22 protein-coding genes, 1 tRNA gene and 1 rRNA gene are annotated in these 23350 nt (G+C 45.7%); 7 read left to right on the top strand and 17 right to left on the bottom strand.

Annotation, left to right across the window (positions count from 1 at the left end; genetic code table 11):
- Window positions 1–12: 12 nt before the first annotated feature.
- Window positions 13–1125 carry an IS6 family transposase gene (locus NWE92_09835; protein ID MCW4029930.1) on the bottom strand — a complete coding sequence of 371 codons (1113 nt, stop codon included), beginning with the start codon at window positions 1123–1125 and terminating at the stop codon, window positions 13–15.
- 113 nt (window positions 1126–1238) lie between these two features.
- On the opposite strand from NWE92_09835, the gene NWE92_09840 reads away from it, so the two are divergent.
- Window positions 1239–1421, top strand: coding sequence for an AbrB family transcriptional regulator (locus tag NWE92_09840; protein MCW4029931.1), 183 nt, complete (start codon window positions 1239–1241; stop codon window positions 1419–1421).
- A 376-nt stretch (window positions 1422–1797) separates the two neighbouring features.
- Here the strand turns inward: NWE92_09840 and NWE92_09845 are convergent, their stop codons facing one another.
- From NWE92_09845 to NWE92_09860, 4 genes are all read right to left on the bottom strand, one after another.
- Window positions 1798–3300, bottom strand: a complete 1503-nt coding sequence (locus NWE92_09845) for a 2-isopropylmalate synthase (protein MCW4029932.1) — start codon at window positions 3298–3300, stop codon at window positions 1798–1800.
- A gap of 99 nt (window positions 3301–3399) precedes the next feature.
- The gene (locus NWE92_09850) at window positions 3400–3720 is read right to left on the bottom strand and encodes a cupin domain-containing protein (protein ID MCW4029933.1); all 321 of its coding nucleotides are present in this window, start codon (window positions 3718–3720) and stop codon (window positions 3400–3402) included.
- Window positions 3721–4209: 489 nt separating this feature from the next.
- Window positions 4210–4329 (bottom strand): 5S ribosomal RNA (gene rrf / locus NWE92_09855).
- Window positions 4330–4658: 329 nt separating this feature from the next.
- On the bottom strand, window positions 4659–5246 hold the full coding sequence (locus tag NWE92_09860) for a hypothetical protein (protein MCW4029934.1): 588 nt from the start codon (window positions 5244–5246) through the stop codon (window positions 4659–4661).
- A 154-nt stretch (window positions 5247–5400) separates the two neighbouring features.
- Between NWE92_09860 and NWE92_09865 the strand changes: the two genes are divergently transcribed.
- Complete coding sequence (locus tag NWE92_09865) at window positions 5401–5763, top strand: hypothetical protein (GenBank protein MCW4029935.1); 363 nt, start codon at window positions 5401–5403, stop codon at window positions 5761–5763.
- A 23-nt stretch (window positions 5764–5786) separates the two neighbouring features.
- On the opposite strand, the gene ilvD is transcribed toward NWE92_09865, so the two are convergent.
- The 3 genes from ilvD to NWE92_09880 form a co-directional block, all read right to left on the bottom strand.
- Window positions 5787–7415 carry a dihydroxy-acid dehydratase gene (ilvD, locus tag NWE92_09870; GenBank protein MCW4029936.1) on the bottom strand — a complete coding sequence of 543 codons (1629 nt, stop codon included), beginning with the start codon at window positions 7413–7415 and terminating at the stop codon, window positions 5787–5789.
- Between the two features lie 181 nt (window positions 7416–7596).
- On the bottom strand, window positions 7597–8367 hold the full coding sequence (locus NWE92_09875) for a transcriptional regulator (protein ID MCW4029937.1): 771 nt from the start codon (window positions 8365–8367) through the stop codon (window positions 7597–7599).
- Window positions 8368–8457: 90 nt separating this feature from the next.
- A complete protein-coding gene (locus NWE92_09880) occupies window positions 8458–9357 on the bottom strand; it encodes a DMT family transporter (GenBank protein ID MCW4029938.1) in 900 nt (299 codons plus the stop codon).
- Window positions 9358–9513: 156 nt separating this feature from the next.
- Here NWE92_09880 and albA point away from each other — a divergent pair, with 156 nt between their 5' ends.
- The gene (albA, locus tag NWE92_09885; protein MCW4029939.1) at window positions 9514–9804 is read left to right on the top strand and encodes a DNA-binding protein Alba; all 291 of its coding nucleotides are present in this window, start codon (window positions 9514–9516) and stop codon (window positions 9802–9804) included.
- A 49-nt stretch (window positions 9805–9853) separates the two neighbouring features.
- On the opposite strand, the gene NWE92_09890 is transcribed toward albA, so the two are convergent.
- Complete coding sequence (locus tag NWE92_09890) at window positions 9854–10705, bottom strand: Mrp/NBP35 family ATP-binding protein (protein MCW4029940.1); 852 nt, start codon at window positions 10703–10705, stop codon at window positions 9854–9856.
- A gap of 67 nt (window positions 10706–10772) precedes the next feature.
- Complete coding sequence (locus NWE92_09895) at window positions 10773–11258, bottom strand: adenosine-specific kinase (protein MCW4029941.1); 486 nt, start codon at window positions 11256–11258, stop codon at window positions 10773–10775.
- 165 nt (window positions 11259–11423) lie between these two features.
- Here NWE92_09895 and NWE92_09900 point away from each other — a divergent pair, with 165 nt between their 5' ends.
- Together NWE92_09900 and NWE92_09905 are read left to right on the top strand one after the other, a co-directional pair.
- A complete protein-coding gene (locus NWE92_09900; protein MCW4029942.1) occupies window positions 11424–11555 on the top strand; it encodes a DNA-directed RNA polymerase in 132 nt (43 codons plus the stop codon).
- Between the two features lie 129 nt (window positions 11556–11684).
- A tRNA-Ala gene (locus NWE92_09905) sits at window positions 11685–11758 on the top strand.
- Window positions 11759–11856: 98 nt separating this feature from the next.
- On the opposite strand, the gene NWE92_09910 is transcribed toward NWE92_09905, so the two are convergent.
- The 7 genes from NWE92_09910 to NWE92_09940 all read right to left on the bottom strand — a co-directional run bounded on the left by NWE92_09910 (window position 11857) and on the right by NWE92_09940 (window position 19540).
- Complete coding sequence (locus tag NWE92_09910) at window positions 11857–12531, bottom strand: HEAT repeat domain-containing protein (protein ID MCW4029943.1); 675 nt, start codon at window positions 12529–12531, stop codon at window positions 11857–11859.
- Window positions 12532–12749: 218 nt separating this feature from the next.
- Window positions 12750–15833 carry a tetratricopeptide repeat protein gene (locus NWE92_09915; GenBank protein ID MCW4029944.1) on the bottom strand — a complete coding sequence of 1028 codons (3084 nt, stop codon included), beginning with the start codon at window positions 15831–15833 and terminating at the stop codon, window positions 12750–12752.
- 214 nt (window positions 15834–16047) lie between these two features.
- A complete protein-coding gene (locus tag NWE92_09920; GenBank protein MCW4029945.1) occupies window positions 16048–16500 on the bottom strand; it encodes a YbjN domain-containing protein in 453 nt (150 codons plus the stop codon).
- Between the two features lie 83 nt (window positions 16501–16583).
- On the bottom strand, window positions 16584–16871 hold the full coding sequence (locus NWE92_09925; protein ID MCW4029946.1) for a hypothetical protein: 288 nt from the start codon (window positions 16869–16871) through the stop codon (window positions 16584–16586).
- 64 nt (window positions 16872–16935) lie between these two features.
- Window positions 16936–17334: an FHA domain-containing protein gene (locus NWE92_09930; protein MCW4029947.1), complete on the bottom strand. Its 399-nt coding sequence runs from the start codon at window positions 17332–17334 to the stop codon at window positions 16936–16938.
- A 312-nt stretch (window positions 17335–17646) separates the two neighbouring features.
- On the bottom strand, window positions 17647–19185 hold the full coding sequence (locus NWE92_09935) for a right-handed parallel beta-helix repeat-containing protein (GenBank protein ID MCW4029948.1): 1539 nt from the start codon (window positions 19183–19185) through the stop codon (window positions 17647–17649).
- A 91-nt stretch (window positions 19186–19276) separates the two neighbouring features.
- Window positions 19277–19540, bottom strand: a complete 264-nt coding sequence (locus tag NWE92_09940; protein MCW4029949.1) for a hypothetical protein — start codon at window positions 19538–19540, stop codon at window positions 19277–19279.
- Window positions 19541–19793: 253 nt separating this feature from the next.
- On the opposite strand from NWE92_09940, the gene NWE92_09945 reads away from it, so the two are divergent.
- Both NWE92_09945 and NWE92_09950 read left to right on the top strand, forming a co-directional pair.
- Entirely contained in the window at window positions 19794–22862 is a 3069-nt protein-coding gene (locus tag NWE92_09945) for a PKD domain-containing protein (GenBank protein ID MCW4029950.1), read from the top strand.
- A gap of 169 nt (window positions 22863–23031) precedes the next feature.
- Window positions 23032–23346 (top strand): hypothetical protein, encoded by a 315-nt coding sequence (locus tag NWE92_09950; protein MCW4029951.1) that lies wholly within the window; start codon window positions 23032–23034, stop codon window positions 23344–23346.
- Window positions 23347–23350: the final 4 nt, after the last annotated feature.

The raw sequence follows: 23350 nt of genomic DNA on the forward strand, positions 1-23350 counted from the left end.
TTACTTATAAATTTATTGGCTTGCTTTTTTTGCATTCTGAATTAGGGTTATCCACTTGTTTTTGCCTTCGATGGTTATTCCACATGCATCTGCGGGGGTTTTTCCGTTTAGAGCTTCGTGTGGTCGGATGTAGTTGTGGTAAAGTTGGTAGCCTTGTAGGATTGGTGTTTGTTTCTTTTTGAGTCCACGCATTGTTTTTTCGCGGTCTCGGATTTCTCCGTTCATGCGTTCCATTTTGTTGTTATTGTGACATTTGCCGTCAAAGGTTATTTTTCGGGTGTGGACTGATTGGGGAAAAATATCTTTGGCTGACACTGCATAGGTTGGTAGTCCGTCGGTGATTATGGTTTGGGGTTGCTTTTTGGCGATGCGTCGGGCTTGCATGAATAACTGTTTTGCGTCGTGTTTGTCTTTGCTGTCGGCTACTTCTTGGGCTATCCAGAAGCGTGTTTCGTCGTCCATCATGGCAAAGAGGTATTTGAGGTTGCCTTTGACTTTGATGTATACTTCGTCTGCTCTCCAAGTGTTTGACACGTTGGGCTTTATCTTTTCGAGGTAGGTGTTCATTAGTGTAACATATTTTTTGACCCATCTTAGTATGGTTGAGTGGTCTACGTTTATGCCTTGGAGTTTTAGGAATTTTTGGACGTTGCGGAAGGATTCTCCTGTGAAGTAGAGTTGCATGGCTGAGGTTACGATTTGGGGTGTGGCTTTTAGTTTTTGGAAGCCTAAGTTGATTGAGAAGCGTTTGCCGCAGGTTTTGCATAGGTATCTTTGTATGTCGCCGTTTTGGTTGTGTCGGATTGCGTTTTTGACTATGTTTTCTGAGTTGCAGTATTGACAGGTGTGTACGTTGACTTCTGGGATTACTCGGTTAACTTTGACTTCTGCTCGGATGGTTAATGAGAATTTGACGGCGTGAATGTGTTTGCACGTGGTGTGTCGGTAGGTGTTATCTGGGCAGTCACAGAACCATTCACCGTCTATCTTGTTAATGGTGTATTCACCGTTGCCGCTTTGAGATTTTACGATGTATAGAAGTTCATCTATGCGTGTTACTTGTCCGTTTGTGTTTGCGATTGTTTGTCCGCGTTCTTCTCTGGTTGTAGTGTGTTGGGCTAACATGCTTATACCTACACGTATACCTAAGCAATAGGTTACTTAAAAGCTTTTAGGTATAAACATAGGTATATTAAAATACTGCTCAGGGCTAAATTATACCTAACCGAGGTATAACAATGGGAGAAATAACATACCTAAACAAAGCCTCACCCAAAACAGAATCACTCAGAACAACCGTACCACGAAGCATCATAGCCCAATTTGGGCTAACCGAATACGACAAATTAGAATGGATTTTAAAGGCTGAAGGGGGCGAGCTAATCATTCAAGTTAAGCCACAAAAAGGAGAGATTCGCTAACATGATTCCATTAGCAAATATTCTAACAATTACGGGCATACTTATACAGACGGGAGTCATATTTTGGACGGTAAGGAGTATTTTTTACAGTAAACAAAAATATCAAAATCAAGAAAAAAATGAATGGTTTGCTGGTAACGTACAACAAAATAGGGAGCGGCGAGAACAAATTCCCGTCATGATTGCCCTCGTATTTGCATCTATTCTTCAAATCGGGGGGTTGTTGCTTTAATACGCACATCACCCGCCATGCACCAGAGAGAAGAAATTTTTAGCGCACCCGAAGATGCACCAGAACCGAGGGAGTAGATCCTCAAAGGTAGCTGAGGCTGCATGAATCCAAAAATGGAGAAACTGCAGAAAGAAATTCTGCTGTTTAGGCTTTGTTGGCGCCGTTGCCGCTTTTGCCGTTATAATCGGTTGAGAGCACGTTCATGGCGCTTATGACGGCTTCCATGCTGGCTTTAACGATGTCTTCACGGACGCCCATAGCGGTTACGGTTCGGTTGCCTCTGCGCATGTGCACAACGACTTCGACCATGGCGTCGGTTCCACCTGTGATGGCTTTGACGTTGTATTGCTCCAATATGATAGGTTCGGATTCGCGTATGGCATTCTTAACCGCGTTTATCGTTGCATCTACAGGACCCACACCGACAGCGGTGCCCCAAGCGTCTTTACCGTTAACTTTCAGCCGCACAGAAGCGGTAGAAGTTACTTTGTCACCGCCAACGAACGTCATTTCCTCAAGCTGAATCGGCCTAACGCCGCCTAAGCCCATAACGTTTTCTGCAATGGCGAGAACATCTGCGTCCATGACTGTTTTGCCTTTGTCGCCGACTTCTTTTATGCGTTGCATGATTTCTTTGAATTGCTGCTCAGTGGGTTGTAAGCCGAGGTTGGCGAGGTCGTTTTTGATTGCGTTGCTACCGCTGTGTTTGCCCGGTGCGATGCGACGTGTGCATCCGACCAGTTCGGGAGCGATGGGTTCGTAGGTAAGTGGGTTTGCAAGCACACCTTGGGTGTGTATGCCAGATTCGTGGGTGAATGCGTTTTCTCCGACTACGGCTTTGTTGGGTTGGGTGTGGATGCCTGTTAGGCGGCTAACCAACTGCGAGGTGCTGTATAGGAGTTCGGTTTTTATGTTTAGGTCCGCATGGTAGAAGGTGCGCAGTGCAACAACGATTTCCTCAAGCGCAGCATTGCCTGCTCGCTCGCCCAAACCGTTTATGGTTGCGTGGCACCACTCGACGCCTACGCCTAACGCGGCGATAGAGTTTGCGACTGCCATTCCAAAGTCGTTGTGGCAGTGCACACCCATTGGGACTTTGATGTTTTCTTTGAGTTTAGTAAAATATTCGATTGTGCGTTCTGGTGTAAGGTACCCAACGGTGTCACAAGGTGTAACTCGGTCTACTCCAGCGTCAACTGCGACCTCGAATACTTTTGTCAGGTAAGCTAAATCGCTGCGTGTTGCGTCTTCGGCAAGCAACTCAACGATTAAGCCGTGGTCCTTAGCGTACTGCACACTCTCCTCGGTTAGCTGGAGCACTTGCTCACGGGTCTTGCGAAGTTTACACTCGATATGCAAATCCGAGGTAGGTATAATCATGCTCATGGTGGAGGCGCCGCTCTTGATTACGGCGTCGATGTCTCCTTTGGTACCTCTGCCAGCGCTACTGACTTCAGCGCGCAAACCCTGCTTAGCGATTGCACTAATGGATTTGAGTTCGCCTTCAGAGACTGCCGCGAATCCGGCTTCGATAACGTCTACACCGAGTTCGTCTAGCCGCTGGGCTATACGCAGTTTGTTTTCAGGAACCAAGGATACTCCGGGTGTTTGTTCACCATCACGCAGGGTGGTGTCTAAAAATTTCACGGGTTTAGGGAAGCGGTTGAATAAAGCAATACCCCATTTAAATCACATCTCTCTTTTCAGGGTGAAGCGGCAATATAAAAATTATGGTTAGTTTCACCGTCAAGCTGTTTGGGGGAGCTTAATTACAAGGAACCTAAACACTCCCGTCCCAGTGTTTTTTAGCAAATGCGCAATCCCCTTTGGACTATCAATAACTGTGTCTTTTTCTACTTCGTGGGTTTCGGTGCCGATTTCTACAATGCCTTTGCCTTCCAGAATATAGAAAAACACATCCACGGGTGTAGTGTGACGCTTTAGTGCCTGACCCGGCGCTAGAGCCATGTGAATCACTTCGGCGTCGGGGGTTTGGTAGATTTTTCTTGCATCTACGCCATGGGGGTTTTGGAAGGGGTTTGTTTCTTGAACCTTAACGATTTTCATAAGTAACATATGGGGGGCGTGAATAGTTTAGAGTTGCCCCTAAAATTTACGGGTTTCTTGATGCGTATGATTTAAATTATAAAAGAAGCAATACATACAAATTCACTCCAAAAGGCACATACGCACATAACAAAACTAGCGAAAAATATTCCATTTCTCCACATATTATAGTTTACAAACGTTAAATATTTATACCTGAAAATACCAAAAAACGTAACGATAGTTGCCTAATTGGGCAATTGAGGGATAAACTCGGCATAACTGACTCATTCAGAGCCACTTCAGCCTTTTATCTCCGCCCTGACCGGCTTGCCCAGCTTTAGGCACCTATCATTTTAGCCTTCAATCCACCAATTAAATATTTAAAAATTATTAACACGAATCTGGCTAGCCTGCTTGGTCAATTTGCACCCCCAAAAAGGGCACAAACAATCAAAAATGATAGCAAAAACGCAATAGAACCAATATTATTTGTAAGGTTAGAAGAGGTGTTGCCAGCTTTCCCAGGTTCACGTGGCCTAAGACCACACTACAGCTGGAAACGGAACACGGTTTAACTTCTGAGTTCGGTATGGGATCAGGTGGAACCCGTGCCCTTTGGCCGGCAAACCTGCACTTACACGTGTTTGATGCTTATAAGGGTTGTTTTCGCGTACACCCAAAAAAGCCGCAGACAAAGCAACCCGTGTAATTCCAACTCGTTGGCAACACTATTTGGGGTCTATTTGGTTGCTAATATTCAAGGTATACAGAAAAGATAGAGGGGGAGGGCGAAGCGGGCATATTTGGATCCTATTAGTGGTTCTATGCAGAAACCTAAGAGGGGGGTAGGTCACTATTGACGAAAAAACAACCCATAACGATGTTGCGAACCTTTAGAAATCCCCGCTTCAAATAAGGGAGGGGTCAGTAGGAAACAAAAGCAAGATTCTGCAAAGCTATTCTTTTTGTTGGAGCCAATCGGCGAGGGTGACTTGGTTAGTGTTACCAGTTTTTTCTAAGCTGACGATGCCGCGTTCCGATAGGCGGGCGATGATTCGGTGTGTTTGGAGACGGCTTAGACCTGTTTCGGCTTTGAGGTATTTTTGAAGGTATCGGCCGTTGTGGGTTTGGAGGGTGTCGATGATTTTGCGTTCGTCTGGGGTGAGGGTTTTTGAGATTGAGTCGTAGGCGGCAACTGGGCTGGCGGCGGGTTGGTTTAGGTTTAATGGTGTGGGTGCTGGTGAGGGGCTTGTTCGGATTTGGGGGTAGATGAGGTAGTAGGCTAATCCTATGATTCCTATTACGGTTAGGGCGATGAGGACTATGTAGAGGGCGCCGAAGAAGGGCAGCCATGATTCAGAAGAGGCTTGTACGGTGGCGCCGTTCATCATGCCGCCCATTTGTCCATGTTCGTTCCACATTTCGTTCATCCAACTGTAGGGGTATTGGGGTGTGGAGAAGATGCTGAAAGCGGCTATGGTGGTGGCTATTAGGGCGGCTATGGCGACTGTTAGGGTGATGAGGAAGAGGTTGACTCTTTTCATGTTATATCTAAATTAGACTTATCAGCCGTGGATTTAAGCATTTATCAAACCAAACCCACTTCCCCAAGCAGAAACCGTTTCAAAAAACTGTTTCAAAACCGTTTCAGCCAACATCCAAACCACACGCACCCCAATAGATAAGTGAGGTGAAAAAATGAAAGCAAAACTAATCCTCGCAACCGTCGCCATAGCACTCGTCGCAACAGTCCTCGTCGGCGTCGCCGCGGCTCAACTGCAAGGCATCCAAACCCAAGCAACCACCGCCTATCAAACCAACCTCCGAGGCATCAACCCAGAGACCAATCAACCTTACTGCACTAACAACGGCACCTGCACAAACACCTACTGCAATGAAACATGCGCAGGTTACTGTTGGAATAGCACAGACACATGCGCCTGCCAAAACCAAAACGGCAACTGCTACGGCTATGGCTGCGCAGAACAAACACAAAACCAGTACCAATGTGGCGCTGGCTTCATGGAAAGAAACAGTTTCGGACGAGGCTGCTCCAGATAAAGAGCACCACCACCGCCTCTTTTTTATTCGATTGATGTGGGCTTGTATCTAGAAAGAATGCCCTTGCTGAATTTTGGCGCTCTAGGCTTCCACTCCTTTAGGCGTGCTTGTAGTTCTGCCTCGGAGATTTCGACCTTGAGGATTCGGTTGGGGATGTCGATGGTTATGGTGTCACCGTCTTTGAGGGCTGCTATGGGTCCGCCGTCAAAGGCTTCAGGAGCAACATGACCAATGCTACCGCCTCGGGTAGCGCCACTAAAACGACCATCAGTTATCAGCGCAACGGATTCAGCTAAACCCATACCGGCAATAGTAGCGGTTGGGAACAACATCTCCGGCATACCCGGTCCACCTCGTGGTCCCTCGTAACGTATGACGACAACGTCTCCAGCTTTGACTTGTTTGCCACGTATGGCGGTTAGGGCTTCCTGCTCAGAATCATAGACTTTGGCTGGGCCAGTGTGCTTCATCATGCTTGGGCTAACGCCTGCGGATTTAATGACGGATCCTTTGGGAGCAAGGTTGCCTGTGAGGATGGCTATGCCACCTTCTTTGTGCACAGGATCACTAAGTGGTCGAATGACGTTTCGGTCTTGAACTTGGGCGGTTTGAATGTTTTCGCCGACCGATTTGCCACTAACGGTAGGCAACTCCAAATGTAGCAGACTTTTGAGTTCTGCCATGACTGCGGGGACACCTCCGGCAGCGTCAAGGTCTTCCATAGCGTAAACGCCGCTTGGAATCATACTGCAGATGTGTGGTGTCTTGCGACCGATAGCATCGAAGGTGGCTAAGGGCAAAGTGAGGCCTGCTTCTTTTGCGATGGCGGGCAAATGCAGGGTCGTGTTGGTTGAACCGCCCAGAGCCATGTCGACTGTGATGGCGTTTTCGAAAGCTTCTTTGGTTAGGATTTGTGAGGGTTTGAGGTCCGCTTCGACGAGTTTCATGACTTGTTTGCCTGTGGCTCGTGCAAGGCGGATTTTGAGTGCGCTCGTGGCTAGGGTGGTTGCGCATCCGGGTAAAGACATACCGAGGGCTTCGGTCATGCAAGCCATGGTGTTGGCAGTGAACATTCCGCTGCATGAACCGCATCCGGGACAGGCGTTGGTTTCAAGCTCAAGAAGTTCGGATTCGCTGAGTTTGCCAGCGGCGACTTGACCAACTGCTTCAGGCATGCTTGAGTAGCTAACTTTTTTGCCGTGATGTCGACCCGCTGCCATGGCGCCTCCAGTAACCATGATTGATGGGACATCGAGGCGTGCGGCTGCCATCAGCATACCGGGGGTAATCTTGTCACAGTTGCTAATCATAACTAACCCGTCGAGGCTGTGGGCGCTCATCATTATTTCCACGCTGTCCGCTATAATCTCGCGGGACGGCAACGAGTAACGCATGCCTAAGTGTCCCATAGCGATTCCGTCGCATACGGCGATGGTGCTGAATTCAAAGGGGATGCCGCCGGCGGATAGGATGCCTTCTTTGACGGCTTCGCCGATGTTGCGAAGGTGGATGTGTCCGGGAACGATGTTGGTGTAGCTGTTGGCTACGCCGATGAGGGGTTTTGCAATATCGTCGTCTTGTAACCCAAGCGATTTAAGCAGGGCGCGGTGGGGCGCTTTTTCGATTCCGGTTTTGATGGTGTCACTTCTCAACTTAATTACCTCGAAACAAATAACTGGTGATGACTATTTGTGTGTGTTGCTGTTAAATTTTTGTGTAACACAAAACCTTTTCCGCCAACCAGCATAACTGGAAACCTCTGAAGTACCCCCTCGCCTATTAAAAGTACATACAGCAAGACAACTCTGGGTTTCAACAGATTGGCTTTTTTATTTAGGCGCTTATTTTTGGTGGTGGACGCACCTTTTTTCTGCCGAGTTTGACCCGTAGGGCGACACGGTAGAGTTTACGCAGTGACTTTACAAGTTGCTCAACGGTTGGTGCAGTAGAGAAGATTAGGGGGATTTGTTCGTATTCGGCGATGCGTAGGGCTTCTTCGTCGGGGCTGGTTTTGTGGAAGACGACGATGCGGGGTTTTAGGCTACTAACGCGCACAATCATCATTGGTAAAGCCCCTGCGTCTACATTGGTGAAAATAAGCGCTCGGTCAGTGGTTGCGCCGAATAGTTGAGCGTATTCTGCGCCAGAGTAGGCTTCAACTGCCTTTCGGCTGTCAACTACGGTGTAGCCGTTGACTTCTTTGATGTACTTATCCTTGCAGGCGACCACTTCGCCGTTGATGGCTCGGCAGAGGTATTCGACTCGGACGGGTATGGGAAACTCGCGGAGGTCTACGACTGCCATGCTAGGGGAGCTCGTTAGTTTGGCGAATTCGCGGATGAAACGGCTACCTTTAGCTTCGTCCAATTGAAGAAGCGCGAGTACGAAGCGACGAATAAATTTAGCTCCGGGACTTTTGCGACGTCCACTCTCGTAGTCACTCACTACAGAGGAAGAGAGCTTCATGGCTTCGGAGAGGTTAATCTGTGAGACGGCGAAGAGTTCACGCCATTTCCGCATCGTAGCACCGGGTCTGCCTGAGAGGATAATTTCTCCGGCGATTCTTCGAGCTAAAACTTCTCTAAGACTAGGCGACACAGACATTAAACAGACGCTTCCTGCTTGCACTCTCCTTCAATCTTGAGATATATAAAACTATAACGTTTTTTCTAGGACAACTCCAAGTTCCCGAAGTTAAACGATGAAAATTAGAACTATCCCTGCCACAACCGCCACAGCCCCCAAAATATTACGCAGGGAAACTTTTTCTTGGAAAAATAAAAACCCAGCTAAAGCCGCAAACAGAGGAGAAGTCGAAGATATCGGAACAGCTTGAGTTTCGGGGATGTTTAGAAAGCTATAGTTCATCAGTAGCCAGCCTAAACCATTGGCTATTAATCCACCTATACAAAGCAGCACCACTGTTCGTCGACTAATCTTTAGAAAACCATGGTCTCTATCCAGAAGCGGAGCCAAAGCTAAAAGAACCAAGGCCATTGCAGCAATCCGCACAGTAACCAAGGCATAATTTGCTGACAAACCACTCACCGTCTGGGGAGTAACAGCAACATCCATAAGCGTCAAACTAACCGACCAAGCCACCGCAGTAGCCAAACCCGCCGCAACCCCCAACCACATTGATGTGCGCTTGACTCCCGAGGCTGCACCATTTTTCTCCATACTCAACAACCATATACCCAGCAAAATAACGGCTGCACCTACAAGAGCCGCCGCCGATAAAGGTTGACCCAGCAGAAACACCGCCCAAACCAAACTAAACAGGGGATAGGAGGTTGCAAGAGGTACCGCCCGCGAGACGCCTATCGTCTTTAAGGCAACCATGTAGAGGGTGTCACCGATGCCTAAGCCGACTAAGCCACTTATTATAACCATAACTATGACCCAGAGGGGCAAATTCGCTAAGACATCTGCCTGCCCCAGCAACAAAAATACAGCGACCAGCACGCCAGCGTTTGTGGCACAACGCACAATGTTTGCAGAGAACGGCTTAGTACTAGATAGTGCTTTGCGGTATAGTAGGGGCGCAATTGCCCAGCTTATAGCTGCGCCAAGAGCTGCTAACTCGCCAATCATCCATTCACTTAACCGTTCTTTGATCTAGAATAAAATCTTATTTATAAGGAAGTTTTGCGTACTAGGCTTTAACGTTCGCCGTCTCTTGGCAAAAAACAAAGGCGAGTGAACGTTTCGTCCGTTGCGAAAACAACTAAAAAAAGGAGTGAAAAGAAAATGTCTGAAAAAGCTAACGACGTAATCTTCGTTGGAAACAAACCCCCCATGAGTTATGTGCTCGCCATAATAACGGCATTCTCTTCCGGAGCCCAAAAAGAAATCACCCTCAAAGCACGAGGCCAAGCCATCACCACCGCAGTCGACGTTGCAGAAATCACCAGAAGCCGCTTCATCAAAGACCTCAAAGTCAACAAAATCGCTATCGGTACTGCCGAGATGCCACCCAGAGAAGGCGAAAACAGGTCACGTATGGTTTCCACGATAGAGATAACTCTATTGAAGGCATAACCATAATTGACTAAAAAGAGAGTTTTTAGCTCTCTAACTCTTTTTACTGCTACTTTTTAGATATGTAGTCGTTGACTTTTGTCACTATGCCGCTGAAGGCTTTTGCCGCCACAGAATCAGGGTGCGCAACAACAAAGGGTGTGCCATTGTCGGTATCAACGCCTACTTCGGGGTCAATGGGAATGCTGCCAAGGAAACGGACGCCCGCTTCAGCAGACATCTTTTCGCCGCCGCCAGAACCGAAAATCTCAGTTTTCGTTCCACAATGAGGACAAACAAACCCACTCATGTTCTCCACCACACCGATGATGAACATGTTTAGGCGTTCAGCGAAGGTGATTGCTTTCTTAACCACCGCACTTGACAATCCAGTGGGCATGGTTACGATGACGACGCCGTCAAGGTCAGGAAGCAATTGAGCTACACTAAGAGGCTCGTCACCCGTGCCAGGAGGCAAATCGATAAACAGGTAATCCAGTTCGCCCCAGACAATATCAGAGAGAAACTGTTTGATGGCACGCATCTTTAGCGGACCACGCCAAATAGTGGGCATCTCAGCGCCTAAAAAGAAGTCTATGGACATTACTTTCATGCCTAAGGGTCCGTTGACGGGGAAAATTCCGGGGGGACCACTCTTTGCTTGCTGACCGTCCAGACCCAAGAGTCGAGGCACGCTGGGTCCATGGATATCAGCGTCTAGAACGCCGACTTTGTTGCCTGCTTTGGCGAATGCAGCTGCAAGATTAACTGTGACAGTGCTTTTGCCGACGCCGCCTTTGCCGCTTATAATTGCGATTTTATGTTTAATTTTACTCATGCGGTCTTTGAGTTGTTGCTGTTCCTGTTCTTGTTGTTCACGGTAAGCTTGAAGTTGAGCCATATTTCTCTCTAAGGACGCCATGAAAACACCATACTATACGATTGGCTAGGTTGATTCTTAGGAAAACTAAAAAAGGTTATGGCAGCAATTAGCCGAGTTTATAGCCGATTTTACGCAGAAAACCACGCCGCGCCGCGATATCAACATCATCTTCAATTCCTTTGCTTTTGAAGCCATCCACAACGCCCATGATTCCTCGACCATGCTCAGTCTCAGCAACCAACACCTCCAACGGATTAGCCGTAGCAGCATACACCATGCACACTTCAGGCACCTGCCTGATTTTGTCAAGGACATTTAGCGGGTAGGCGTTTTTGAGGAAGATTACAAAGCTATGTCCACAGGCAATTTCAAGGGCGGTTTCTGCTGCCAGCCGCCTCAGTTGGGGGTCGTTGCCTTCATGGCGCACAAGACAGGGTCCAGAAGCTTCACAAAAGCCGACGCCGAACTGGATGTTAGGCACAGAGTTTATGAGGGCTTCGTAGAGGTCTTCAGCGGTTTTTATGAAATGCGCCATACCCAAAATGACGTTGCAGTCTGCAGGTACAGAGACTTTTACGGTTTTTAGATCCACAGGTTTTCCTCCAAGAAGTAGTTGGTGTTTTAGGATATAACGTTTAAAGATCGATTGTGGTGTGTATGACAAATCTTATATCCATCGTCATGCTGCATAGACAATTATGCAATAGGCGGTTGCATAAACCATTGAGGAGTTGAAAGTAGAGTGTCAGATAAACAAATGTTCAAGGCAACCTGTTCTGAATGTGGTCAAGAATGTGAAGTTCCATTCAAACCAGACCCCAACAGGCCAGTTTACTGCCGTGAATGCTGGGCGAAGAAAAGGCCCCCACGTGCACCCCGACGATATTAAAGGGTTCCAATCACAGTTTATTCTTTCTATTTTTTCAATTTCTCGATGGATTTGGAGAGGGTTTTTGTTGGGATTGGCAAAACCTAAATATCATTGAACCGCTACACATTCGGAGAAGAGCCACCTTGTGGGCTGGTAGTTCAGCTGGTATGAACGCTTGACTTGCACTCAAGAGGTCGGGGGTTCAAATCCCCCCCAGTCCACTCGTCGAAACTTTTGGATATGTTACAGAACTCATTTAACCGGCTAGAAGTAGGATTCAGCGTAGTCTAAGTCAAAAAGGTCTCAGTAAAAAGTAAACTTATGAGACTTGTTTGAGAAATTCATTGGCAGTTCCACGGTAAACGTCGCTGCTGTCCGGTCCATAGTCATTGGTAGCGTCCATCAACACTGCTACAGCTTGTGTTTCGGATTTGTCTATCTTCGCCAAAGCGCCAGCTGAATTCAAACGAACCCATTTGTTCTCGTCACTTAGCGATCTTCTAAGGGGTTCGATTGCCCTTCTGTCCGAAATAGCGAATAGCGCTAGGGCAGCTCCCATACGCGCTTCAGCGCTTGGGTCTGTAAGCACTTGAATTAGGGGCTCAACCGCTGGTTTACCGATTCTTGCCAGAGTCGTACTAGCTATTCCGCGGATATTTGCATCAGGGTCTGAGAACAACTTTATGAGCGGATCGATGGCTGGTTCACCTATAGAGCTTAGCGCTACTATAGCGTTTAATTGAAGAGCAGCGTTTTTCTCCTTGATTGCTGCGATTAAGGGTTCAATGGCGGGAGCGCCTATTTTGGTTAGGGCTTCGTTGAGGTAGCTGATTTCTACGACGCCCGTGGGTGGAACTTGACGGAGGTCATTTATTATAGGGACAATTGCGTCGGGACCGATTCTTGCTAATGCATCCAATGCTGGTTGCCGAAGACCTTTGTCATTTGTCTTGACAAGTCTTATAAGTTCTTTGAAATCGCGTTGTTGTTCCAATTTTTGAATGTCAGGTTTTCCAAAAAAAGGCATAATTGCACCACAAAAAAAACCCCATTATTGAATTATAAAGCTATTGGCATAACTTCGTTTGTATTGTTTGAGTCAGACCTGAGCCTTCTGATGGGGAGAGAGGCGAATCCTACGACCGCAAAGGTTAAGGCGCAGATATTTTGCAACCCACTATGCATAGGTCTTTAGAGCAGAAAAGCTATACCTCAGGCAGTGGTCCGGTTAGAGCCAACTTGATTTTGAGCCGTTGATTTATTTAAGTAAGCTCCAGAGTGGTGGGGATTGAGTTCCAAGGTTTTTTCATAGCACTTTATTGCCTGTTCAGGACGCCCTGTCTTGATGTAGTAGTTTCCTTTGTTGTACCAAGCGTCTGCGTATTGAGGGTTGATTTCTATCGCTTTATTGTAGTATGCCAAGGCTTCGTCAAAATGGCCCAATTTTATTAGGCTGACGCCTTTGTTGTTTAATGCTGCCGCATTTAGCGGGTCAATTTCCAGAGCCTTATCATGGCAGTATATCGATTCATGAAAGCGACCCAACCGGCGCAGGCTTGTTCCTTTGTTTATCCAAGCGTTTATTTTTTTAGGATCAATTTCCAGAGCCTTATCACAGCATTGTAGGCCTTCATCAAAGCGCCCTAAACCAGCAAGACTTATCGCTTTATTACTCCAAGCGTCTGTACTTTGCGGGTTGATTTCCAAAACCTTGTCATAGCATTCGATCGCTTCATTGAAACGTGCCAGTTCTTGAAGAGCAACGCCTTTGTCGTTCCAACCTCTTGGATTTTTTGGGTTTATTTCTATGGCTTTGTCGTGACATTTTATGGCTTCATCAAAACGTCCAAGTCTGCCTAGAGCGTTTCCTTTATTAAACCATGGTTCCGGGTAGTTAGCATTCATCTGTAAAGCTTTATCATAGCATTGTATTGCTTCTTCATAACGACCCACCCTTTCAAGGCTAGCACCCTTGTTGTTCCATTCCCAAAATTCGAACTCCGTTACCAATGGAAGTCCCACTGTTTCGCCCGTTAGTCCTTTAAGAAGCGATTCCAAGTCTACCCTCAACTCCTTAAAGCTTTGATATCTTCTCTGAGGCTCTTTCTCTAAACACCGTTGAACAACTGAGAAAAGGGGCGAGTTAAACCGTGGAACTGGAGCGTGACTGTGTAAACGAGACATTTCATTGTGAAACCGTGTCTGCTCTTCATAAGACTCATCTTTTGGCCAAGTTGTTAAAAAAGGGAGAGCGCCGCCTGCTGCCATCTGGTATAGAACAATTCCAAACGCGTAAACATCGCTCCTTTCGTCACAAACCTTTGCATTAATGAAATGCTCGGGTGACATGTATGGAGGCGTACCATAATTACTCTTAATCGAATCTAAACCGCTGGCTAAACCGAAATCGGTTATTTTCACTACACTATTTGAAGTAATCATTATATTTTCGGGTTTTATGTCACGATGGGATTTTATTCCTTTTGAGTATGCGAATTCAATGCCATGGCAGAATTGAATTGCCCATTTTATGCTCTGGGATAAATCAGGTGGCTGTTGCTTTAGATAGCCAGCTAGTGAATTCAAGCCCATCTCGTTTGGAGTGATGTATTCCATGCCAATATAGAGGCGTCCGCCCACTTCATCAACAAAGTAGGCACGAACAATGTATGGATGACGTTCTATTTCGGTCCAGGTGTAGGCTTCTTTTCGGAATAGCTCCCTTGCCTCAGCATCGAAGAGGCACTTTTCGTTGAAGGTTTTGAGGGCATAAACCTCTCTTGTTTCATGTGAGTAAACTAAGTAGACTACGCCGAATCCGCCGTGCCCCACTTCTCTAATAACTTCGTATTTCTCGCCTATGAAATTGCCTTTTTCACTCGCTACGAATCTGTGTATAGCATCGATTGCTTGATTTGTTAAACCTATGCCTTGATCTGCTTTCTCATATGCAAGTTGAACTCTAGCGGCGTCAACCTGTCGGCCTAGTGCTTGGTACATGTGCATGAGGTGCATTGGCGCTTCGTACTGGTTAGGATTAGTTGCGAGCGCCATTTCAAAATAGTGTAATGCATTGTCAACCTTTCCCGTGTAATCAAAAACGCATAATTCTCCGAGCATCAAAAAAAGGTAATAGCCTAATGCATTTTGCTTAATTTTGTCCTCGCCCAAGGCGGATATGGCTTGTTGGAGTGTGTTCCAAGCGCCTTGAGGGTCTTTGACCCTTTGTTTTTGTATTCTTGCTTTCCAGGTGTAGGCGTCAACTAACTGGGGATCCAACTTTATTGCGCTATCTAAATTTTTTAATCCGCTTTCCACAGCATTCGGATAACGGGTTGGGAAGTCAGAGTCTCGGTAGTCTAGGACCCCGAGTCCCAGATAAGGTAGGGCATAAGATTCGTCTGTGGTAAGGGAGCGGGTGAACAGTTCTCGTGCTACTTCTTTATTGTTGCTGTAGTACTCGATGAGTCCGAGCAGAGCGATTGCCTTTGAATCTGATTTTCCCTCTCCATCAACATAGAATTTCAAATCCTCAAATGCCTTCTTTGATTTATCAAAAAATCTCGATCGTGACCTGAAGGCATTGTCAAGTTCTTTGTTGGCATTTGCCAAAATCTGGTCTGACAAGACTGTATCTGCCGCATTCCGCTCACCTGTTTGAGGCTCAGGGGATTTTTCGTTAGCGACTTCTGCAGCCTGTATGTCAGAGCCTTCATCTATTTTGTAACTTGACGGGGTTGTTTTGTCTAGCTTTTTCCCACAGTTTTTGCAGTAATCAAGCGTAATCGGCATCAGTTTCCCGCAGCCGCTACAGTTAACTTGACCTTCAGCAGTAGGGGGAGTTTTGATGTTTTGTGTTGTGACCCTTCCTTCAAGTTTCTTTCCGCAATTGCTGCAATATTCAAGTGAGTTGGGCATTGGTTTACCACAGCAAATGCAAATAACATGATCTTGTGAAAACTTATTTTCAGGTTTAAGTTCACTTATTGTGTTTTGCTGTTTTACGGTGGTAACCGTTGGTTCTTTTTGGTATTTTTGTTCGACTTTTCCTGCTGCCATTGCTCCAACTTTGGGGTCGAAAGAAACTTTGGATTCCATGACGCCCGTTGGTTTTGGTATTTTCTCAAAGTAATCTGCTAGTGCAAGCATACATTTTGGACAAATATTCCAATCGGAGGTATCTTGTGCAACAATGCTGTTCTTCCAACCTTCAAATACGGTTTCGGCGGGCAGAAAAGAGGGCAACAATCCTAAAGCAAATGGGTTAAAACCATTCTTGAATACTGCAACCCGCATGTCCTCTGAACTAACTAATACTCCGGTTCCCGGAGAACCACAGATATCACAAACGACTATAGTCAGTCACTCTTCTAAAAATAATCTCAATTCAATTATTGGTTTGGGATAGATTTACGCATTTCTATTCAACAATAAGTGTACTCTTTTAGGGAGATAACGAATCGATTGTTCTTTGTTTGATTAAGGAGTATCTTTAAAAAGAATGGGTGAGTTATACGGCGAATTGTTTTCTAATCAGTAGAAGGGAGTTCATGGTTGTGTTCGATACTTTTTGCAGCATATCCCTGAATTCATCATAGTCGAGGTTTTCAACGGGTCTTCTTAAGACGAGGTAGATTGTGTCGTGTTTTTCACTAAGTGCAAAGTGGGCAACGTCAGTTGAAAGGTAGTTCCATGCTAATAGTTGTCGGAAGAATACGACAGGGTTTTCTTTTGGAACTTTTACTACTGGAGAGGAAAAAACAACGTCAGGTTTGGCTTGATTTTGTAGCTGCATTACCCCAACCTCGGTTGTTATGGATGAGTATGTTATTAGTGTGTCAGCTAAAAAAGAGCCGCCGCTTGACGAGTCAGTAAGGGGGTTTTTGTTTCCGGTAAATTTATGCAGGTATTCGTTGATTTTATCAACCGCTTTTTTAAAATCACGAGGGGGCGCAAAAGTCATGTTTCAACCCTCATTTTTTTAGAGTTTAATTTGTTATTAATACCTTATGTTTTTGTAACTAACCATTATTTGCTTAAAAACTGTTAAGTAATTATCAGCCCGACCACTGCTACAAGTGAGCAGGTGAGTCCTGCAAGGAAAGTTGAAGCAGAAATGGTCCACAGTTTTCTTTTTTCTGGATAAATTGTATAAAAGAATATGAAGAAGGCGCTTAAAACAAACATCATCGCATTCAACGAAAGGACAAATCTTATGAGAAAAAGCGCGTCTTTTCCAATAATTTGTAGAGCCGCAAGGCTTAATCCTGCCAAAGTTCCTGGATAACAAGCGTTAATGATTGGCTTTATGAGTCTGTCCTCAACATCTCTCATAATCAGCCCTATAAGCAGTATCTTTTAGTTGTTTAAGTAGTTACCGTTAGCAGTTGCGTTGACTTTAGCCTCGTAGCCAATCTTTAAGTCCGAGTTTTTTAGCAAAAAACCTTAGCCGAGTTTCTCCACCGATAAGGATAATATCGCCGTGCTTCATTTTCACTCTGTCATTCTTAAACCATTTAGTACTTATTGTTGTACCGTTTGTGCTGTTGAGGTCTTCGTAGTAGTAGGCTCCTTCGGATTTGTCAAAGAGTATTTGCGCGTGAAACCTTGATATCTTTTGATCGTAAAGTAAACATATGTCATTATCGGGGTTTCTTCCGATAGTGAGTCGAGGCTTGTCAATCAAAAACTCTTTGCCCTTGTCCGGTCCGTTTTCAATGACTATCTTTGCAGGCTCTACTTCTAAGTTGTAGGCACGGGTCGTTGATATTTTACCATCGGCATTATTGGTGCTCATAACGACCAAAAATATTCATTCTCATATCGATATTAAAGTTGCTATTGAGGAATTTTCGATTAGTTCCAGTTGCCATCCAAGTTTAGGAAAGAAAAAGAGTGCCTGCGGGTCCACTTTGCAAAGAGTACAAATTCCTCTGTCCACCAGAATAACACGGATACATTTTGCGGATACTTTCTTTGCGTTCAAGGTCACCTACACGTTTTTCAACAATAACCAGTGCTTTGGCAAAAAAGCCTTATCTGACGTTAGCCTACCCGTTGCAAACTAGTTGTGACGACTCCAAAAGCAGCCGATAAACAATTGCCTTTTTTATTTGACCTTTTTCTGTCGATTCAGGAAAATTACAATCACTAACACTATACATCCAACCGCTGTAATTGCTACCGCTAAGATAGTCAATAAATTTCCTTCGAAAGGGGATGCGTTTGCCTGAGAAGGCGTCTTGTCATGCGGAGCAGTGAAGATTGGGGAAAAAGTTACCATGCCCAATCGGGGGTCGTTTTTGCTGTCGTATATAGATTGGCCTATAGCGTTTTCATCTGTTGTTCCCCACCAGTTATAGGCGACGTTTGTGTCGTTTTGAGTGGCGAGCACTAAATTGTACCCTATGTTACCGTAGATATCGTTGCCTATGACGGCGCTTTGATTACTGTTTAAGCTCCAGTTTACTTCTGACTGATTGTAAGTTGCAGGGTTGATAACTGGCGACACGAGTTTGATGCCGCAGTAATTGTTAGTGATTACGTTTTTGGTGACCGTCACGTTGCTGGAGTCAAGCGATAAGCCCACTTGGCAGCTTTCAATGCTGTTTCCAACGATTTGAACGGATGTGGCTCTTGAGTCAACATTTATTCCTACCGGCCAACCATTTTGCGTAATGCCGAAGGGGCTGTTATTTAATCCAACGATTCGGTTATTTGAAATGTCAGCGTTACTACTCTTCCGGATGGAAAGTAGAGTTGTGTTTTTTGTGGCAATGAAGGAATTATTTATTACACTAACTTGGTCACCGCAAATGTCAAGTCCATCAAAAAAGCTGTTATTGTATAGAGAACAGGGTATTATTGCTGAAACTCTGCCCATAAACTTGTTTTCTAATAGAGTCGGTCCCGTATGTTTTGGGATGGCAAGCCCGAAAACTCGCCCATAAGATTCAGCGGATTCATCTATGATGACTTTGCCGTTAAAGGTGTTATTTTGGAAAGTACCGTAGGGAGCCGCAGTCATTCTATCTATAACGTTGCCGGTAATAACCGGTAACCCTGAACACACGTCCAAGTTTTCTATGTCGTTGTTTACTACTCTCGCTGAGCCGCCTAATGCGTATAGTTCTGCGAGGTGGTTACCTGCTAATGTCGAGGCACCGTTATATATCTTGATGGAGCCTTCGAACGAAGAATTTGTTATAGTTATCGATTGGTCAGTATCAATGCTGATGCTTTTAGTGATCTTTGTGTACTCAAGAGCGCCTGCGCTGCCAACAGAAAAGGCAAGTATTGGATTTAGGTAAAAATAGGAACTCATGTCTATGGATTCATCGTAAAATGAAGAGGTAAATGTAATCATGCTCTGATTTGTTCCTTTCGCGATAAGTGTCCCATATACAAGTATTCGCCAGCCTGCCGTGTCGATTACTACGCCAGATTCAATGGTGAGCGTAACGCCAGATTTGATTGTGACCCAACCGTTTAGTTTTATTGGGCTCTGCGAAATGCTCCAAACAGTGTCCGAGAAAATTGTGCTCTCTTCGCCGTCCGCATCGTACACGCGGGCATTTACTACAGCCATCTGACAAACCAGCAAAACAAACAAGAACACAACAACCAGATGGAGCAGATACTTCTTCATGATTTGTAGTCGTGTGTTGCAAGCTTAAAGTTTTGCATAAAAATTTCTCGTGCAGCGCTAAGCTGCACTGCCAAGGATTGTATGCTTAAGTTTAAAGAGAGGCAACTGCTTTAAGGCGGCGCATGTGACGTTTGAGCATGACCACTTCTAAGACCGAATCTTGGCAAAGGTAGTTTTGAACAACCAGATTTTTGGTAGATCTAAAGTCACTTTTGAAAGTTCTCTGTTCGCGGCAATCTTTGACAAGGCGAAGCATTTTTTTGGTTTCTCCATTGAACATATTCTGGGAAAATGTGCCGCAATGCGAAAGATTAATGATTTTTTCCAGCACGCAGTCGGCTTCTTCTTTAGTCAATTTGGCACAAAGAAAAGGGAACTTGGCGAGTGATAATCCTAAGGCTTACGGAGGACAAATTCCCCCGGGTTCTCTCCAAATGTGCCAAGTTTAACCTTTTTAAAAAAACCTATTACATGCCGCCCGCAACAATTTTTTAGTTCAACTGAAATCGCTTCAGAAATACAGACATTCATAGAACAAGTTAGCGCTTTTTCCATATAGCCTTATAAGCTTAGTTAAAAATCAAATCAAAAAGGGAGAAAGGAGAATAATGCAAAAGCAAAAAGTAATTTCGTTAGTGGTAATTACAATTCTATTGTTATCATCAATCGCAACATTTGCTACGGTTAAGGCAAACACAGGTGGACCAGACTCGTTTGGTTACACCTACATGGACAGCAACTCAATCGGCGGTCCCGTCTACAACTGGGTAGAAATCAGCGGCACAGGAAACAGAATTCTAACCAGTTCAGATGACAGCTACGTCAGCAACATACCTATGGGCTTCTTCTTTAACTTCTATGGAACCGACTACAGTCAAGTATCAATCAGTAACAACGGCATCCTATTCACTAACTTAGGCTCAGGAGTATACACCAACCAACCAGTCACCCAATCAGGCATACACGGCTTCATCGCCCCCTTCTGGGATGACATAGTCACTTGGGGAAGCGCAGGCGACATATTCTACCAGACACTAGGAACAGAACCCCACCGCACTTTCGTCGTTGAATGGCAAGATAACCAACACTACTCCAGTTCACCCAGTGGAATCACCTTTGAAGCAATCATGCATGAAGGCAGCAACAACATACTATTCCAATACCAAGACACCAGCTTTGGAACAGGCGATGATAACGGTGCATCAGCAACTGTAGGAATTGAAAATCCAGATGGAGACATTGGATTACAATACTCATACAACCAAGCAACCCTCGCACCGGGCTTAGCGATACTCTTCAAGTTTCCAGCCTTCAGCGGCACAAACATGTTCCTATCAATGCGTGGACCAGCAAGCATGGATCAAGGCCACTCAATGACCTACACAATTTCCTACAACAACTTCGGCAGCATTGCCGGTCAAGACGTTGTGTTACAGACAACGCTTTCACCAGACGTTACCTTTGTGTCTTGTGCAAATCAAGACCCAGCCGTAGACCAAGGAACATACGATTCCGTAACCCACACAGTAACATGGAACCTCAACCAGTTGCCAGCGTTTCCAAATGGCCGTGGTTCTGCCTCAGTAACTGTCCGCATTCCAAACACCACTCCTGTTGGAAGCACCGTGACATCTTCATCTGAGATTAGCACCAGCACCCTTGAAACAAGATATGACGACAACGCCGCAGCAGTATCCACCTTAGTCACTGGAACCAACCTGCCCCCTGACGTGGATGTTGGACCCTTAAACGGTAACTCAGGCACTGAACCAATGGTATATTGGCATAACCCAATTACCTTCACTTGGACAGACCCCCTTTGGAATACACCTGTCGCTGCATATGCAGTTGACATAAACATACACGTTAACGACGGCGGAGCAGACATCTTCTCTGCAATGAGCGGACCAGACGCTTCTGGAACATGGACTTACACCGTCACATTCTATCCCAGACACGGAGAAGCCACAGTCACTTTCACGCCACATCGACCAAACACGGCAGATATCACAATCATATTCAATCTCTACATTGACCCAGCAGGATACGTCTACAACATTAACACAAACGCCCGAATCGAAGGTGCAACTGTTTGGCTACAGCGCCCCGATGGAGCAGGCGGATGGGAAAACGTCCCCGTGGGCGAAACACCAGCCATTATGCAACCCGACACAAACCCACTGATAACTAACGTTAACGGACAATACCAATGGGACACATTAGCAGGCACATACCGAGTACACGTTGAAGCACCCGGCTATGAACCAGCAGACAGCATCGCAGTCACTGTACCACCACCAGTCTTTGACCTCAACGTAGGACTTACACCCATCTCTGGCGGAGATACAACACCACCAGTCACCACACTAACTGTGGGAAACCCCAAAGTTGACGTAGCAGGAACAACCTATGTAACTTCCAGCACGCCCCTAACACTTTCTTCAACAGATGACAACAGCGGAGTGGCAACAACAACCTACCAAATCACAGGTACAGACTACGATTCAGGTTTAATGACCTACACAGTACCATTCTACTTAACTGACTTAAACGACGGCACGTATGCTATAACTTACAGTAGCACCGACAACGCAGCAAACGTAGAAACCGCAAGCACCGCAAACATAGTTCTTGATAACACGGCACCCCAAACAGGTAACGACTACGACAACCTATGGCATCCAAGCGACTTCACCGTAACGCTAACTGCAACTGACAACGGATGTGGAACCCAAGCAACCTACTACAAAGTCAACGGCGGAGCAACCAAAAACATAGCAACTGACGGTCAACCGACCATAACAACCGAAGGCGCAAATAACCAAATCGAATACTGGAGTGTTGACTTACTCGGCAACGAGGAGGCACACAACCTACTAACAGACATTAAACTGGACAAAACCGCACCTACCGGCTCATTAATGGTCGACTACAGAAGAGGTCTCACTAATTCAAAAACAGTCACGCTCTCCATAACTGGAAGTGACGAGTTATCAGGCGTCAGCAAAATGCGACTCAGCAACGACGGCACATGGGATACCGAAACATGGGAAACCTTTGCCGCGACAAAAGTGTGGACATTAGCCAATGGTGACGGCGTAAAAACCGTTTATTACCAAGTGCAAGACCAAGCAGGCTTAGCCTCACCTACATACAGCGCCACCATAACATTAGACACCACAGCACCCACAATTGACACAAGCCAAACAATAGTTCTGTGGAAATACCGTCAAGCACAGTTGGATGCATCCGGCACTACCGATAGTTCAGGCATATCAAGTTACACATGGAATTGCGGTGACGGAAAAACCGAAACAGGCCAAATGGTAATTCACTCGTTCCCGCACTTTGGATCATACGCGGTTACCTTAAGCGTTAAAGACAATGCAGGAAACGTTGCAAGCAAAATAATAGAGGTTACTTTCGCCACACCTGATTGGTACCTCGCTTCACTAAACAGCAACCCAACACCTGCACCCACCACAAACCCCACACCAACAGAAACTCCAACACCAACCGAAACACCAGAACCAACACCTGCAACAACAGCTACTCCAACACCAACAAGTGAACCTACCCCAACAGAAACACCGCTATGGATCATAATCGGCTTTGTCGTGGTCATATTTGCCGCGGTCCTAGTGGGATTCATGGTGTTTTCACGCAGAAAAAAATAGTCATTTGACTGCCCCTTTTTGGGGAACCTTTTCTTTTTTTATTTTAGCTTAAAACTCTTAATTCGGATTATCACTTCCTAAATCTCTTAAGTACGAATTAACCATACAACCTGCATTCGCCTGCTGGTAGTAATCAACCCATGCCTACAACAAACGCTTATCACTCAAGTTGCATCAACCAATTAATGAAGCGCATTCCAGCAAAATACGGGGGCATATTTTAGCAATGGCTAAAGCCAGAACAGTCCCGCATACTGTTGGCTTGAAACTAGTTTTTCATGGTGCAGGCATAAGTTGTTTAGCTGGAGCCGTATTGTTGGAGTTACTTGTTTTCATGGGGATATTAACACAGGGCACGTTTATGGGTGTGGAAAGCAACCCATTAATTTTAAATGCTGAAATCGGCTGCGCGGTCTTTTGTGTGATTTACCTTGGGTATGTTTCCATCTCAAGCATACGTTCACTGCTAAACTCAAAAAGATAAAATA

The organism is Candidatus Bathyarchaeota archaeon (genome assembly GCA_026014745.1).
Lineage (GTDB): Archaea > Thermoproteota > Bathyarchaeia > Bathyarchaeales > Bathycorpusculaceae > Bathycorpusculum.